This window comes from Streptomyces sichuanensis, from assembly GCF_020328095.1.
Lineage (GTDB): Bacteria > Actinomycetota > Actinomycetes > Streptomycetales > Streptomycetaceae > Streptomyces > Streptomyces cinnamoneus.
In genome coordinates this window covers 1-14,473 of the sequence record NZ_JAIXMK010000120.1, presented here as the reverse complement: position 1 = coordinate 14,473, position 14,473 = coordinate 1, and the positions used below count along the sequence as shown (strand labels likewise).

At 71.8% G+C, this 14,473-nt stretch carries 14 protein-coding genes and 1 tRNA gene; 12 read left to right on the top strand and 3 right to left on the bottom strand.

Features of this window, described 5'->3' with window-relative positions; all coding sequences use genetic code 11:
* Positions 1–108 precede the first annotated feature (108 nt).
* Positions 109–939 (top strand): polysaccharide deacetylase family protein, encoded by an 831-nt coding sequence (locus LE181_RS26260; RefSeq protein WP_225663979.1) that lies wholly within the window; start codon positions 109–111, stop codon positions 937–939.
* On the opposite strand, the gene LE181_RS26255 is transcribed toward LE181_RS26260, so the two are convergent.
* Together LE181_RS26255 and LE181_RS26250 are read right to left on the bottom strand one after the other, a co-directional pair.
* Positions 899–1,474, bottom strand: a complete 576-nt coding sequence (locus LE181_RS26255) for a hypothetical protein (RefSeq protein WP_225663978.1) — start codon at positions 1,472–1,474, stop codon at positions 899–901. The two genes, LE181_RS26260 and LE181_RS26255, sit on opposite strands and share 41 nt — an antisense overlap.
* A 91-nt stretch (positions 1,475–1,565) precedes the next feature.
* Complete coding sequence (locus tag LE181_RS26250; RefSeq protein WP_225663977.1) at positions 1,566–2,813, bottom strand: helix-turn-helix transcriptional regulator; 1,248 nt, start codon at positions 2,811–2,813, stop codon at positions 1,566–1,568.
* A gap of 205 nt (positions 2,814–3,018) precedes the next feature.
* Between LE181_RS26250 and LE181_RS26245 the strand changes: the two genes are divergently transcribed.
* The 4 genes from LE181_RS26245 (at position 3,019) to LE181_RS26230 (ending at position 6,609) form a co-directional block, all read left to right on the top strand.
* Complete coding sequence (locus tag LE181_RS26245) at positions 3,019–3,309, top strand: response regulator transcription factor (protein ID WP_225663976.1); 291 nt, start codon at positions 3,019–3,021, stop codon at positions 3,307–3,309.
* A gap of 61 nt (positions 3,310–3,370) precedes the next feature.
* Complete coding sequence (locus tag LE181_RS26240; protein ID WP_225663975.1) at positions 3,371–3,970, top strand: DUF6875 domain-containing protein; 600 nt, start codon at positions 3,371–3,373, stop codon at positions 3,968–3,970.
* A 168-nt stretch (positions 3,971–4,138) separates the two neighbouring features.
* A complete protein-coding gene (locus tag LE181_RS26235; protein WP_225663974.1) occupies positions 4,139–4,333 on the top strand; it encodes a hypothetical protein in 195 nt (64 codons plus the stop codon).
* Between the two features lie 245 nt (positions 4,334–4,578).
* Complete coding sequence (locus tag LE181_RS26230) at positions 4,579–6,609, top strand: TerD family protein (RefSeq protein WP_225663993.1); 2,031 nt, start codon at positions 4,579–4,581, stop codon at positions 6,607–6,609.
* A gap of 181 nt (positions 6,610–6,790) precedes the next feature.
* Here LE181_RS26230 and LE181_RS26225 read toward each other — a convergent pair.
* Positions 6,791–6,862: transfer RNA gene (locus LE181_RS26225), tRNA-Arg, on the bottom strand.
* A 106-nt stretch (positions 6,863–6,968) separates the two neighbouring features.
* Between LE181_RS26225 and LE181_RS26220 the strand changes: the two genes are divergently transcribed.
* The 7 genes from LE181_RS26220 to LE181_RS26190 form a co-directional block, all read left to right on the top strand.
* Positions 6,969–7,436: a response regulator gene (locus tag LE181_RS26220; protein ID WP_372458503.1), complete on the top strand. Its 468-nt coding sequence runs from the start codon at positions 6,969–6,971 to the stop codon at positions 7,434–7,436.
* A 44-nt stretch (positions 7,437–7,480) separates the two neighbouring features.
* Positions 7,481–8,299, top strand: coding sequence for an ArgS-related anticodon-binding protein NrtL (nrtL, locus tag LE181_RS26215; protein ID WP_225663972.1), 819 nt, complete (start codon positions 7,481–7,483; stop codon positions 8,297–8,299).
* Positions 8,300–8,315: 16 nt separating this feature from the next.
* Positions 8,316–9,707: a diaminopimelate decarboxylase gene (lysA, locus tag LE181_RS26210; RefSeq protein ID WP_225663971.1), complete on the top strand. Its 1,392-nt coding sequence runs from the start codon at positions 8,316–8,318 to the stop codon at positions 9,705–9,707.
* Positions 9,708–9,809: 102 nt separating this feature from the next.
* A complete protein-coding gene (locus LE181_RS26205) occupies positions 9,810–11,102 on the top strand; it encodes a homoserine dehydrogenase (RefSeq protein WP_225663970.1) in 1,293 nt (430 codons plus the stop codon).
* 31 nt (positions 11,103–11,133) lie between these two features.
* Entirely contained in the window at positions 11,134–12,225 is a 1,092-nt protein-coding gene (gene thrC, locus LE181_RS26200; protein WP_225663969.1) for a threonine synthase, read from the top strand.
* Between the two features lie 290 nt (positions 12,226–12,515).
* Positions 12,516–13,430, top strand: a complete 915-nt coding sequence (gene thrB, locus LE181_RS26195; protein WP_225663968.1) for a homoserine kinase — start codon at positions 12,516–12,518, stop codon at positions 13,428–13,430.
* Between the two features lie 411 nt (positions 13,431–13,841).
* Positions 13,842–14,473, top strand: a 632-nt coding sequence (locus LE181_RS26190; RefSeq protein WP_225663967.1) for a Rho termination factor N-terminal domain-containing protein, incomplete at its 3' end; no start/stop codon positions are given.

Sequence of the window (14,473 nt, the reverse complement as noted above, 5' to 3'; positions counted from 1 at the left end):
TCCTGTCTGAATTCTGTGAGCAATGACGCGTGACGGAACGTCGTGCGGTAGGCAGCCGTCTACGCGGGCAGGGACACACACGGGTGCGCGAGGGGGTGTGGGAAGTCCATGGCTCGACTGACTGCCCAGAGGCGGCACATCGCGATCGCAGCGGGAGGGGTACTGGCGCTCGCGGGGGTGATATCGGGGACCGTGGCGGTGGCCACGGAGGACTCCGGCGGCAGGGACCCGTTCACCCAGGGGCCGGTGGTGCCGGCCCCCGACGGGGGGAAGGGGCACACCGGCACGCCGGGAACGACCGGGCCGGCCCCCGACGCCGGGCCGTCCGGCCCGGTGTCGGCGGAGCTGGCCCACGAGACCGAGCGCGGCGGTCGGACCGTCGCCCTCACCATCGACGACGGGCCCGACCCGAAGTGGACGCCGAAGACGCTGGCCGTGCTGAAGGAGAACGGCATCAAGGCCACCTTCTGCATGATCGGCCCGTCGGCCAAGGCGTTCCCGGGGCTCGTCAAGCAGGTCGTCGCCGACGGCCACCGGCTCTGCGACCACTCCGTCGACCACAACACCGCGATGGACAAGCGCTCCGAGGACTACCAGAGGCAACAGGTCCTCGACGCCCAGAAGATGATCGAGGACGTGGCGGGCGGCGGCGCCAAGGTCCGCTACTACCGCGCTCCCGGCGGCGCCTTCACCCCCTACAGCCGTCAGGTCGCCGCCCGCGCCGGCATGCGGCCGCTGGGCTGGAGCGTCGACACCCACGACTGGCAGCGGCCGGGCGTGGAACGCATCGTCGAAACGGTCAAGCGCGAGATCGGCAACGGACCCATAATCCTCCTCCACGACGGCGGAGGGGAGCGCAGCCAGAGCGTCGAGGCGCTGGCCCGCTGCATCACCTGGCTCAAGGAGCAGGGGTACGGATTCGACTTCCCGAAGATCTGAGGCCCGGGACGCCGGGGGAGGGGAAGGTGATGACCAGCAACGGCGAGGACGCGTGCCGTCCGGAGACCCGCATGGTGAAGTCCTGCGGCACGTAGAGCACCTCCCCCTTGAGCAGGCGCATGCGCAAGGGGCCGGGACGGGCCGGCGGGTGGACGCTGCAGTCGCAGCCGCGGTCGACGGGAATGACCAGCAGGTCACCGCCGGCCGGGAGCTCGCGGCCCGGGACCCCGGGCGGCGCGTAGCCGTAGCGGGCGGTCACGGCACAGCCGAGCGCCTCGGCCAGGAAGCCGGACAACGGACCGGCTTCGGGCCCGGCCGGGACGAGCGCCGCCGGGGACGGCTCGGGCGGCTCGGGCAACTCGGACGGCGCGGCGGCCAGCCGGGCCGCCGCGTGGGTGGCGAGCCCGTCGAGGAGACCGGACGGCTCGGTGTCCGGCCACACCAGGGCGGGGCCGACACCGCGGTGCACCGACAGGGCGAGCACGATGTCCGCGGCGTACGAGCGGACCGCGTCCCTGACGTCGGCGTTGTGCACGGTCCCCTCCGGCCGGTCGGCTCCTGGAGGGAGCCTGCCCCGGCCGGCGGCGGCGCGCCAGTCACGAATTCACGGTCCCGTGAAGGGGGTGTTACGGCTTCGGGGCCGGGGCGCCGCCGGGAGCGGCGGCCGCTCCACTGCCGTTCGTCCCGCTGTCGTTCGTCCCGCCGTTGTCCGTCCCGTCGTCGATCAGCCCGGCCCGGGAGGCCAGGATCCCGGCCTGGAAGCGGCTTTCGGCGCCCAGCGTCTCCATGATGTCGGCGATGTGCCGGCGGGTCGTGCGCAGGGACATGCCCAGCCTGCGGCCGATGGACTCGTCCTTCAGGCCGGCGGCGAGCAGCCGGATGATCGTGAGGTCGACCTCCTTGGCGACGCGTTCGAGCCCGTCCTGGCCGGCCTCGGAGAAGAGCGTGGCGTGGGTCCAGGTCTGTTCGAAGATCTCGCAGAGGTAGGCGACGACGGACGGCTCGCGGATGGCGACGGCGCCCCAGCTGCCGAGGTGATCGGGGATGAAGGCCAGGGCGCGGTCGAAGATGATGATCCGGCCGAACAGCTCGTGCGCGGTGCGGTACTCCGCTCCCAGCGCCGAGGCCGCGGCGACGTACGCCTGGCTGGGCCCGTTGAAACGGGCGGTGTGGTGGTAGAGGGTGCGGATCCGGATGCCGCGTTCGAGCAGGGCGGTGTCGCGGGCGAGGGCCTCCGTCATGGCCTCGGGGTCGCGGGTGCCGCCGGGCTGGCTGGTCATCATCTCCGTGCGGCACTCGGCGGAGGCACGGTTGAGTGCGGCGCGGACCTCCTCCAGACTGGGGATGACCTCCAGCGAGCACGGGGAGGCTCCGGCGCGGCCGCGCAGGAAGCGTTCTCTGAGCCGTTCGAAGTCGTCGCGCACGCGCTGGAGCCGGAGTTGGCTCTCGTGGATCGTCTCCTGTAAGGGTGCGGTGATCGCGGTGACGACGGCGTCGGGGTCGACGGCGCGGGCCGGGGCCGGGCGGCCGGGGTCCGCCCCGGCGACGGGCTCCGGGACGACCAGCCGGAGGGCGATCAGCCGGTCGAGCGCCGCGCGGCACGCCTCCGGGGTGCTGCCGAGGTCGGCGGCGGCCCGCAGGGGGTCGGCGCTCTGGTGGTCGAGGACCCAGCCGTAGACGGCGGTCTCGTCCCCGCCGAGGACGGGCGGGGCGGACAGGGCCGGTGGGTCTGTCTGCAGGGGCAGGACGGCCTGAAGGGGTGGAACGGGCGACGGTGGTGGGCCCTGCAGGGGGGCCGCGGGGCCCGCCGCGCGGCCCGTCGAGGGTGCCGATGAGGGCTCAGAGGCGCGATCGTCGCGTATGTCCATACTCATCCCCTGCTCGCCTTGCTGCCAGGCAGCTTGGTGATCCGTTCCGTGCGTGGTGGCGGAACCGGGAATCCGGCAGGCTGGACCCGCCGGCCAAGCCCCCACCACGGGATGTCCCGGGCCCGAACCGCTGTGCGGATCTTAACGACGAATGCCCGTATTGCGGTGAACCGACGGCGCCCGCGCCCCCACAGGAAGGCGACACGACAGGATGACTCAAGGGATCCCGCAACCCCTGGCGGTGCTCTCCGAGCGCGAGCTCGAAGTGCTCGGCCACCTCGCGGACGGTCACACCTACGCCGCGATCGCCCGCCGCATGGGCGTCAGCGCCCACACCGTCGACACCTACCTGCGCCGGATCCGCGGCAAGACGGGCATCCGCAACCGCACCCAGCTGGCCCTGCTCGCCGCCTCGTTCGGCCGCCCCCACGTGGCCGCACCGGCCGCATCGATGCCGCGCCGGGGCCCCTGGACGCGGTGCACGGGTCCCGACATCACGTGACTTGAGGGGGGTGGACGGGGGCAGAAGACTCTCTCGTACAAACCGTTCGAGAGGGGGCCGAATGCCCTTCCCTTCCACCGGGATCCCCGTGAACGCCTCCCGGGTCCTGGACGACCCCACGGCCCCTGCCTGGGCGGCGGAGACGGCCCGCTGGGCACGCGACGAGCTGGGCACCCCCGTCCCGGCCCTCGGCAGGCCCGGCACGCTCTGCCCGTACATGCCCAGGGCGCTGCGGGAGGAACGGGTCGAGCTGACCGAGTGCGGACTGCCGGGCGTCTGCGCCACGGACCTGGTGACGCATCTGCGCCGCTCGGCACGCGAGTTCGCCGAGGAGGCCGGCCGGCTGGCCCCCGCACAGGCGCTGCTGAGCTGCCGGATCGTGGTGTACACGGCCCTGGCCGTACCGGACCGCGTCCTGACCGAGGTCCGCCGCCGGGTGAAGCCGCACCTCCTGGCGCAGGGCCTGACGACCGGCGAGTTCTTCCCCGAGAACAACGACAGGAGCGTACGCAACCCCACCGTCCCCATAGCCCGTTCCCCCTGGCCGGCCCTGGTACTGCGCCACTCCACCCCGCACGACCGCATCTTCCTGGCCGACCAGCCGGACCTCTACCGGGTCTTCCGCGAGGCAGGCCCAGGCATCACCGCAACAGCGGCCTAAACTCCCCACTAACCCCAGCATTGCCCCGATTTATCCCCCATTCTCTTTCGTGCACGGCAGTTTGGTGACACGCGTGATCCCTGGCTGCCGGGCCGCACATCCCCGCATATTGGTCCTGTCGGCCGACACCGGCGCCCCCTCCACACCCCGCGATCTCAAGAGGACTCCATGAAGCGCATCGCCGCCCTGGTCACCCTTCCGGTGGCCGCGGCCCTGCTCGCCCTGGCCGCCCCCGGCCTCACGGCCGACTCCACCCCCACGGCCACCCAGGCGAGCGCCTCCTCCCAGCATGTCGTTGTCACCCCCGTGCCGGCCCAGCGCTCCGGCACGAAGGGCACCAATGACAGCAGCTGGGGCGGCTGAATCCCCCGCAGCCGCCCACCCCCGAGCCCCCGGCCCGCCCCCCGTCGGCGCCGGGGGCTCGGTGCGTCCGGGGTGTGTTCGCACGTCAGGCACCCACAGGATTGCGTGAGATCGCCCGGGCGTCCGGCCCATAAGTACTACAGTTTTCAATGTGCAGCACATCACATCGTGTTGTGGGGCGGGCGTGTGAAGTGGTGATGTGTTCGTGCCTGATACATGGGGATATAGGGGGGCATGTGCTGGAAATGGTCAAGGGTGCCAACGTGGCTCTGGCGACCCTGAGCGAGAACACCGGTTCCGTCATCGTCAGCCTGGGCTGGCTCAGCCCGACCGGTGAAGGCGACGCGGACGTCTCCGTCCTGCTGTTGGACGAGAACGGCAAGGTGCGCAGCGACGCCGATTTCTACTTCTACAACAACCCGGTGGCCGCTGACGGAAGCGTGCAACTGCTGGGCAAGACGCCCACGGCGGACGGCAACGAGGACCGGATCAGCTTCGACCTGACCGCGATACCGTCCGACGTCGACCGGATCGTCGTGGCTGCCAGCCGGTACCACGGGGCTCGCTTCGGGGAGCTGGACGCCCTCACGGTGATGCTGGCCGACGGGGGCGGCGAGAACCTCCTCCGGTTCGCCATCGACGACGCCGGCTCGGTGAGCGCGTTCATCTTCGCTGAGCTGTACCGGCGGGCGGGGGAGTGGAAGTTCCGGGCCGTCGGACAGGGATACGACACGGGCCTGGCTGGGCTGGCCATGGACTTCGGAGTCGACGTCGACGACGACGCAGCCACAGAGGAAGCGCTGGACGGCGCCGCGAGCGACGAGCAGGTGACGACGACCGTTCCGGCCGCAGTTGCTGAGCCGGGTCCGCCGGCCCCGGAAGCCGTACCGGCACCCCGGCAGCCCGGCGACGAGTTCGAGCCGCGAAAGGCGCCCGCCCGGCCCCGTACCGCCAAGAAGAAGGTCACCCTCCCCAAGGCGGGCAAGAAGTCCCTCGCGGAGAACAGTGCCTGGAAGCAGGCCAGGCTCTTTCCCGTCTCGGCCCTCAAGAGCGACCGGGACCGCGAAACGCGGGCCACCTCCGTGCTCCTGTCGGTGATGGCACAGGTGCCGGAGTTCGGCAGACGGCTCACCGCTGCGTTCGGAGCACCGGCGGGCCGCATGGAGACGTTCACGGAGGTCTCCATGCCACACGGCGATACGCCGCGACGCCCCGACGGCGTGATCCGCGTCGAGCGGGCCGGCAAGCTGTGGACGGCGCTGGTCGAGACCAAGACCAACGGCAACTCCTTGAAGTCCGATCAGGTGCAGGCGTACATGGACATCGCCGCACGCCGGGGCTACGAGGCCGTGATCACACTGTCGAACGACGTTGCGCTGGAGGGCAGTCCGCTCGTCGACGTGAAGATCGACGGACGACGCAAGCACAAGGTGGCCCTCCGCCACCTTTCATGGGCCGAAGTCGCATACCAGGCGCAGATGCTGATCCGGCACGAGGGCGTCGGCAACCTGGCACACGCCTGGCTGCTCCAGGAATTGCTGCACTACCTGCAGCACGAGAACTCCGGATGTCACGGATTCCAGAACATGGGCGCGGCCTGGGTTCCGGTGCGCAACGGGATTGACGACGAGACCCTGTGCCAGGGAGATTCGCGCGCACGTGAGGTGGTCGAGAGCTGGGAGCGCCTTATTCGCCAGGTCTGCCTCACCCTGGGCGGCGAACTCGGACAGAAGGTGCTGCCCGTTCAGCGCGCCAAGCGCGGAAGCGACCCGGGAGCCCGCCGGGCCGCCCTGGCGGACCGGCTCTGTCTGGACGGAAAGCTTCAGGCCGAGCTGCGCATCGAGGGCCCGCCCGGCGTTCTCACGATCGTCGCCGACCTGCGTACCGGGAAACTGCGTACCTCGATCGAGATCCCCGCCCCCGAGCAGGGCTACCCCTTGGCCTGGGCCAAGCGGCTCGTCCGGCACCTGGCCGAGGCCCCGGCAGACCTTCACGTCGAGACCCTGGTCGAAGGCGAGGCAGGAGGCCCGCGAGGCACACTGGAGCGGCTCCGCCCCGAGCCGGCGGACATGCTCCCGAAGGACAACGGCACCAGGATCACGGGCTTCCGCCTGTCCCTCTCCAAGGGCATGGGAAGCACCCGCGGCAACGCCGAGTCCGGCTTCATCCGAAGCGTCGACGAAGCCGTGCACCGGTTCTACACCACCGTGGTCGTCCACCTGGACCGTCCGACGTCACGCCGGGCATCGTCCAAGGAGCGCGAAACGGCGGGCTGAGCACGTCATTGGCCGAGAACCACCCCTGGTGACCGACCCGGCCGCAGCCGTGGCCGTAGCCGCCCGACCTCTGGTCCCCCGGCACCGCCGGGGGACCGGGGCCGGGCAGCGCCCACATACGCAAAGACCCCGTCCTCAGCATCACAGCTGACGGCGGGGTCTTTCGGCACTTCAAGCGAAGTGCCCCCGGCAGGATTCGAACCTGCGCACACGGCTCCGGAGGCCGTTGCTCTATCCCCTGAGCTACGGGGGCGTGTCGTCCGCTCGTTCGCGGCGACGGGAAGAACATTACCAGCTCCCGGGGGGTGTGCGGCAACGGTGATCGAAAACGGGGTGGTGGTCGCCCGGGCGGGGTGGAAGTGGGGAAAAGCCGGACGCGGGAAGGGGGGCGCGCCTACCCTCGGGGTGTGCCTGGCTTGTCCGGCCGGGTCCTTGTTGTGGACGACAACAGGGTCATCCGGCAGTTGATCAGGGTCAACCTGGAGCTCGAAGGCTTCGAGGTCGTGACCGCGGCCGATGGTGCCGAGTGTCTGGAGATCGTGCACCGGGTGCGTCCCGATGTGGTGACCCTGGACGTGGTGATGCCCCGGCTCGACGGGCTGCGGACGGCGGCCCGGTTGCGGGGCGACGCGCGGACCAGGGACATTCCCATCGCGATCATCAGCGCCTGCACGCAGCCCGAGGCCGAGTCCGGGTGGTCCGCGGGGGTGGACGCCTTCCTGGCCAAGCCCTTCGAGCCGGCGGAGATGGTCCGGCTGGTGCGCCGGCTCATGCCCGGAGCCGTGGCGCCGGGGGACGCGGAGCCGGTGGTCCGTCCCGCAGGGTGAAACCTGTTCGCGGAAGGGGCCCCCTTCTCCCCTAGGCTTGCCCTGTGACCCCCGCCGATCTCTCCCGCACCGTGTTGCACACCGTGCGCTGCGCCGTCGAGGCCGACGAGCTGCGCGCCACGGTGCCGGCGCGGGTGAGCGTGCGGGTGCCGCCCCGGCCGGGGTGCGGGGACTACGCCACCAACGTCGCGCTGCAGCTCGCCAAGGAGAGCGGGCGGCCCGCCCGGGAGATCGCCGAGCTGCTGCGGGGACGGCTGGCCGGCCGGCCGGGCATCGCCCGCGTCGAGATCGCCGGGCCCGGCTTCCTCAACATCACCCTCGACACCGCCTCCCGCGGCGACATCGTCCGCGAGCTCCTCGCCACGGAACCCGCCGGCGAGCCCCTCCCGCTGCAGCCCCCCGCCGCCCTCCTCGCCCGGCTCGGCTCCGACGCCGCACGCTGGAGCCTGACCTGCCCCCCGGGCCTCGACCGCGACCTGCTGCTCGTCCAGCGGGAGACCAACCCCCTCTTCCGCGTCCGGTACGCCCACGCCCGGAGCCGGGCGCTGCTGCGCAACGCCGGGGACCTGGGCTTCGCGCCCGAAGCCGGCGACGTCCCCGACGAGAGCGCCGCCGCGCTGCTCGGCGCCCTCGCCGATCACGTCCGGATCAGCGCCACGCGCGCCCCCGAGCGACTCGCCCGGCATCTGGAGCGGGTCGCCGACGCCTTCCTGCGGTGGCAGGCCGACCGTCCCACGCTGCCCCGGGGGGACGAGAAACCCTCGGTCGTCCACCGCGCCCGCCTGGCCCTCGCCGAGGCCACGGGCAAGGTGCTCGCTGACGGCCTGCACCAGCTCGGCATCACCGCACCCGCACATCTGTAAAAAGGGGATCGCCACCATGAGCCGCTCCGCCCACCCCGCCGGGCCCCGCTACGCCGACGTCCTTCCCGAGGGTCACTACACCCCCCCGCCCGCCGACCTCAACGCGCTCGACGCCCGCGTGTGGTCCCGTACCGTCGCCCGCGACGCCGAGGGCGTCGTCACCGTCGGCGGGATCGGCGTCAAGCAGCTCGCCGAGGAGTTCGGCACCCCCGCCTACTTCCTCGACGAGGACGACTTCCGGGCGCGCTGCCGTGCCTGGCGGGACGCCTTCGGGGCCGATGCCGACGTCTTCTACGCGGGCAAGGCGTTCCTGTCCCGCGCCGTCGTGCGCTGGCTGCACGAGGAGGGACTCAACCTCGACGTCTGCTCCGGCGGCGAGCTCGCCACCGCGCTGGCGGCCGGCATGCCCGCCGAGCGCATCGCGCTGCACGGCAACAACAAGTCGGCCGAGGAGATCACCCGGGCCGTCGAGGCCGGCGTCGGGCGCATCGTGCTCGACTCCTTCCAGGAGATCGTGCGCGTCGCGCACATCGCCGAGCGGCTCGGCAAGCGCCAGCGCGTGCAGATCCGGGTGACGGTCGGTGTCGAGGCGCACACGCACGAGTTCATCGCCACCGCCCACGAGGACCAGAAGTTCGGCCTCCCGCTCGCCGGCGGACAGGCGGCCGAGGCCGTGCGCCGGGCGCTCAAGCTCGACGCCCTGGAGCTCATCGGCATCCACTCCCACATCGGCTCGCAGATCTTCGACACGTCCGGCTTCGAGGTCGCGGCCCACCGCGTCGTCAAGCTGCTCGCCGAGGTCCGTGACGAGCACGGCGTCGAGCTGCCCGAGATCGACCTGGGCGGCGGCCTCGGCATCGCGTACACCTCCGACGACGACCCGCGCGAGCCGCGCGAGATCGCCGTGGCCCTGCGCGACATCGTCACCCGCGAGTGCGCGGCCGCAGGGCTCGCCGTGCCGCGGATCTCCGTCGAGCCGGGCCGGGCGATCGTCGGTCCCACCGCGTTCACGCTGTACGAGGTGGGCACGATCAAGGAGCTCCCGGGGCTGCGGACGTACGTCAGCGTCGACGGCGGTATGTCCGACAACATCCGTACCGCGCTCTACGACGCCGAGTACTCCGTCGCGCTGGTCTCCCGCACCTCCACCGCCGAGCCGATGCTCTCCCGCGTCGTCGGCAAGCACTGCGAGTCCGGCGACATCGTCGTGCGCGACGCCTTCCTGCCCGCCGACGTGGCGCCCGGCGACCTGCTCGCCGTCCCGGCCACCGGCGCGTACTGCCGCTCGATGGCGAGCAACTACAACCACGCCCTGCGGCCCCCGGTGGTGGCCGTGCGGGACGGCGAGGCGCGTGTGATCGTCCGGCGCGAGACGGAAGAGGACCTTCTCCGTCTCGACGTCGGGTGATCGAAACAGACATACGCATCTCGGATACTGGACCGGGGGAGGGATCCCCCATCCAGTGAGTGAGACTGGTATCTACCAAAGATGTGTGAGAAACGAGGTCGGATGATGCGTTCGCGTCCGCTGAAGGTGGCGCTGCTGGGCTGTGGAGTCGTTGGCTCTGAGGTGACGCGCATCATGACGACGCACGCGGAGGATCTCGCGCAGCGCGTCGGGGCGCCCGTCGAGCTCGTCGGCATCGCCGTGCGCCGCCCCGACCGGGTCCGCGAGGGCGTGCCCGCCGAGCTGATCACCACCGACGCCACCGCCCTCGTCAAACGCGGCGACATCGACGTCGCCGTCGAGGTCATCGGCGGCATCGAGCCCGCCCGCACCCTGATCACCACGGCCTTCGAGCACGGCGCCAGCGTCGTCTCGGCCAACAAGGCGCTGCTCGCCCAGGACGGTGCCGCCCTGCACGCCGCCGCCGAGCAGCACGGGGTGGACCTCTACTACGAGGCCGCCGTGGCCGGCGCCATCCCGCTGGTCCGGCCGCTGCGCGAGTCCCTGGCCGGCGACAAGGTCAACCGCGTGCTGGGCATCGTCAACGGCACGACCAACTTCATCCTCGACCGCATGGACTCCAGCGGCGCCGGCTACTCCGAGGCGCTCGACGAGGCCACGGCGCTCGGCTACGCCGAGGCCGACCCGACGGCCGACGTGGAGGGCTTCGACGCCGCGGCCAAGGCCGCCATCCTCGCCGGGATCGCCTTCCACACCCGGGTCCGCCTCGACGACGTCTATCGCGAGGGCATGACGGAGGTCACCGCCTCGGACTTCGCTTCGGCGAAGGAGATGGGCTGCACCATCAAGCTCCTGGCGATCTGCGAGCGGGCCGCCGACGGGCAGTCGGTCACCGCCCGCGTGCACCCGGCGATGATTCCGCTCAGCCACCCGCTGGCGTCGGTGCGCGAGGCGTACAACGCGGTGTTCGTCGAGGCCGAGGCGGCCGGGCAGCTGATGTTCTACGGGCCGGGCGCCGGCGGCTCGCCGACCGCCTCCGCGGTCCTCGGCGACCTCGTCGCCGTCTGCCGCAACAAGCTCGCCGAGTCCACCGGACCGGGCGAATCCGCCTACACGCGGCTGCCGGTGAGCCCGATGGGCGACGTGGTGACGCGCTATCACATCAGCCTGGACGTGGCCGACAAGCCGGGTGTGCTCGCCCAGGTCGCCACCGTCTTCGCCGAGCACGGGGTGTCCATCGACACGGTCCGCCAGCAGGGCAAGGACGGCGAGGCGTCCCTCGTCGTGGTCACCCACCGGGCCGCCGACGCCGCGCTGTCCGCGACGGTCGAGGCGCTGCGCAAGCTGGAGACCGTCCGTGGCGTGGCCAGCATCATGCGGGTCGAGGGCGAGTAGGGCACCGGGATCTAAGGGGATTACGAACGTTATGTCTGCCAACACCAACCGCCCCGGCAGCGCCGGTACCCACCAGTGGCGCGGCATCATCGAGGAGTACCGCGACCGTCTTCCGGTCACGGCCGACACGCCGGTCGTCACCCTCCGCGAGGGCGGCACCCCGCTCGTCCCGGCGCAGGTGCTCTCCGAGCGCACGGGCTGCGAGGTCCACCTCAAGGTCGAGGGCGCCAACCCCACCGGGTCCTTCAAGGACCGCGGCATGACCATGGCCATCACCCGGGCGAAGGAAGAGGGGGCGCGCGCCGTCATCTGCGCCTCCACCGGCAACACCTCCGCCTCCGCCGCGGCCTACGCGGTGCGGGCCGGCATGGTCTGTGCCGTCCTGGTGCCGCAGGGCAAGATCGCGCTCGGCAAGATGGGCCAGGCCCTCGTCCACGGCGCCCGCATCCTGCAGGTCGACGGCAACTTCGACGACTGCCTGGACCTGGCCCGCTCGCTGTCGGACAACTACCCCGTGGCGCTGGTCAATTCGGTCAATCCGGTGCGCATCGAGGGCCAGAAGACCGCCGCGTTCGAGATCGTGGACGCGCTCGGTGACGCGCCGGACATCCACGTCCTGCCGGTGGGCAACGCGGGCAACATCACCGCCTACTGGAAGGGCTACCGGGAGTACGCGGCCGACGCCGTCGCCTCCCGCACCCCCCGCATGTGGGGATTCCAGGCTTCCGGTTCCGCGCCGATCGTGCGCGGTGTGCCGGTGAAGGACCCGCACACCATCGCCACCGCGATCCGGATCGGCAACCCGGCCTCCTGGCAGTTCGCCGAGCAGGCCCGGGACGAGTCCGGCGGCCTCATCGACGAGGTGACCGACCGCCAGATCCTGGCCGCCTACCGGCTGTTGGCCTCGCAGGAGGGCGTCTTCGTCGAGCCGGCCTCGGCCGCGAGCGTCGCCGGCCTGCTCAAGGCCGCGGAGCAGGGCCTCGTCGACCCGGGCCAGCGCATCGTCTGCACGGTCACGGGCAACGGCCTGAAGGACCCGGACTGGGCGGTGGCCGGTGCGCCCCAGCCCGTCACCGTGCCGGTGGACGCCGGCGCGGCCGCCGAGCACCTCGGCCTGGCGTAACCACCCGGCGGGTTTGTCGGGGCCGTCGAAGAATCGGCCTGGGAACGCGGCCGAAAACCGCCCCGACAACCCGCTCACCAGGACTTAAAGCCGACAAAGAAGCACAGGTGATGGCGCGACACGCATCGTGCGCCTCCTGTGCGCCCTATGTCGCCACTGAACCTTCCTTCGATAGGCTGTGCTCACTCCGCCCCGTCGCTGACCGTGCCGCCCCCACGCGGTGCTGCCGTCGCGGCCCTTGCGGATGTCGCACGCCCTGCCAAGGCCACACCAAGGAGAGTCATCGAGCGATGGCCGGTCCCGCATTCCGCGCCGCCGCCGTCCGAGTGCGCACCCCCGCCACCAGCGCAAACCTCGGCCCCGGCTTCGACGCACTCGGCCTGTCCCTGGGGCTCTACGACGACGTCGTGGTCCGGGTGGCGGAATCCGGGCTGCACATCGACATCGCCGGGGAGGGCGCCGACACCCTCCCGCGCGACGAGCGCCACCTTCTCGTACGGTCCCTGCGCACCACCTTCGACCTGCTCGGCGGCCAGCCGCGCGGCCTGGAGGTCGTCTGCGCCAACCGCATTCCGCACGGCCGGGGCCTGGGCTCCTCCTCCGCCGCGATCTGCGCGGGCATCGTCGCCGCCCGCGCCGTGACCATAGGCGGGGCCGAGCGGCTGGACGACACGGCGATGCTGGAGCTGGCCACCGAGATCGAGGGCCACCCGGACAACGTCGCCGCCTGTCTGCTCGGTGGATTCACCCTCGCCTGGATGGAGTCGGGCGTCGCCCGCGCCATTCGGATGGACCCGGCGGATTCCATCGTTCCGGTGGTCTTCGTGCCGTCGAGACCCGTATTGACCGAGACCGCGCGCGGGCTGTTGCCGCGCAGCGTCCCCCATGTGGACGCGGCCGCCAACGCCGGGCGCGCGGCACTGCTCGTGGAGGCCATGACCAGGCGTCCCGAGCTGCTGCTGCCGGCCACCGAGGACCGGCTCCACCAGGAGTACCGCGCCCCGGCGATGCCGGAGAGCGTGGCCCTGGTCAACCGACTGCGGGCGGACGGCGTCCCTGCAGTCATCTCCGGTGCGGGCCCCACGGTCCTCGCACTGGTCGAGAACGGTGCGGCCGAGAAGGTCGCACAGCTGGCGGGCGAGGGGTGGGCGGCGAACCGGCTGGCCCTCGACGCCGGGGGGACGAGCGTGCTGCCGCTCGCCTGATCCGTGGCGCCCGGGCAACCCCGGGCCCACGAAAAACGCGGTTGCCGGTCTTGGAGAGGGGGAATGTTTGTGGGATCCGGTAGTGTTAACCTCAAGTCTGCACTCGAAGCCACATCGGCTCGGTGCGCTGTGTCCCGATCAGGGACCGCTTTTCTTCCGGGAGCCTCCCAAACTGCCTGAGCAGCCTGCCTGAGCAGTCGAGCACGCTCCGGAATCGGCGTGGGCGACATGAGTGAAGCGTTATGTCGTGCCCTTCCCTCATTCTTCACGCCGGCACCAATGCACTGATTCTTCCGCCGTAACGCGGCGGACCACCGCCCCGGCCGGTCCGCACTCAAGGACCGCAGCCGGACAGCACAACCGGTCGCCGAGCCAGACAGGCCGACGCCCGCTCCAGGGAAGGACCCCTTCGTGAGCGACACCACCGATCTGATGGGCGTGAACGCCGGCGCCGCCGGCAATGCCTCCGCGCCCGCCACGGACGCTCCCGCCGCGCCTGCCACCGGTGCTGCCACCGCCCCCAAGCGGCGCCGCTCGGGCACGGGCCTCGACGCCATGGTCCTGGCCGAGCTCCAGCAGCTCGCTTCCGGCCTCGGCATCAAGGGCACCGCGCGGATGCGCAAAGGCCAGCTGATCGAGGTCATCAAGGAGAGGCAGGCCGGCTCCGCCGCGCCCGCCAAGGCCGAGGCCCCCGCCGCCGAGGCCACCGAGACCAAGCCGAAGCGTCGCGCCACCTCCCGCGCCCGTACGGGTGAGACCGCGGCCGACAAGCCCGCCGAGAAGGCTGCCCAGCAGCAGATCGAGATCCCGGGCCAGCCCAGCAGCGACGAGGCCCCGGCCGGCGAGCGCCGCCGCCGGCGCGCCACCGCGGCCGCGGGCAGCCCCGAGCCGGCCGCCGAGGCCCGCGCCGAGGCCAGGACCGAGGTCCGCACCGAGGAGCGCGCCGAGGCCAAGGCGGAGACCGCCGTGGACACCGCCGAGGGCAAGGGCGCCAAGGCCGGCGAGCGCCAGGACCGCGCCGAGCGCGCCCAGAAGGGCGAGCG

What these genes read in the sequence shown, in the direction of transcription:
- LE181_RS26260 (WP_225663979.1), top strand. Translation starts at nt 109, where the DNA reads ATGGCTCGACTGACTGCCCAGAGGCGGCACATCGCGATCGCAGCGGGA.
- LE181_RS26250 (WP_225663977.1), bottom strand. Translation starts at nt 2,813, where the DNA reads ATGAGTATGGACATACGCGACGATCGCGCCTCTGAGCCCTCATCGGCA.
- LE181_RS26245 (WP_225663976.1), top strand. Translation starts at nt 3,019, where the DNA reads ATGACTCAAGGGATCCCGCAACCCCTGGCGGTGCTCTCCGAGCGCGAG.
- LE181_RS26240 (WP_225663975.1), top strand. Translation starts at nt 3,371, where the DNA reads ATGCCCTTCCCTTCCACCGGGATCCCCGTGAACGCCTCCCGGGTCCTG.
- LE181_RS26235 (WP_225663974.1), top strand. Translation starts at nt 4,139, where the DNA reads ATGAAGCGCATCGCCGCCCTGGTCACCCTTCCGGTGGCCGCGGCCCTG.
- LE181_RS26230 (WP_225663993.1), top strand. Translation starts at nt 4,579, where the DNA reads ATGGTCAAGGGTGCCAACGTGGCTCTGGCGACCCTGAGCGAGAACACC.
- lysA (WP_225663971.1), top strand. Translation starts at nt 8,316, where the DNA reads ATGAGCCGCTCCGCCCACCCCGCCGGGCCCCGCTACGCCGACGTCCTT.
- LE181_RS26205 (WP_225663970.1), top strand. Translation starts at nt 9,810, where the DNA reads ATGATGCGTTCGCGTCCGCTGAAGGTGGCGCTGCTGGGCTGTGGAGTC.
- thrC (WP_225663969.1), top strand. Translation starts at nt 11,134, where the DNA reads ATGTCTGCCAACACCAACCGCCCCGGCAGCGCCGGTACCCACCAGTGG.
- thrB (WP_225663968.1), top strand. Translation starts at nt 12,516, where the DNA reads ATGGCCGGTCCCGCATTCCGCGCCGCCGCCGTCCGAGTGCGCACCCCC.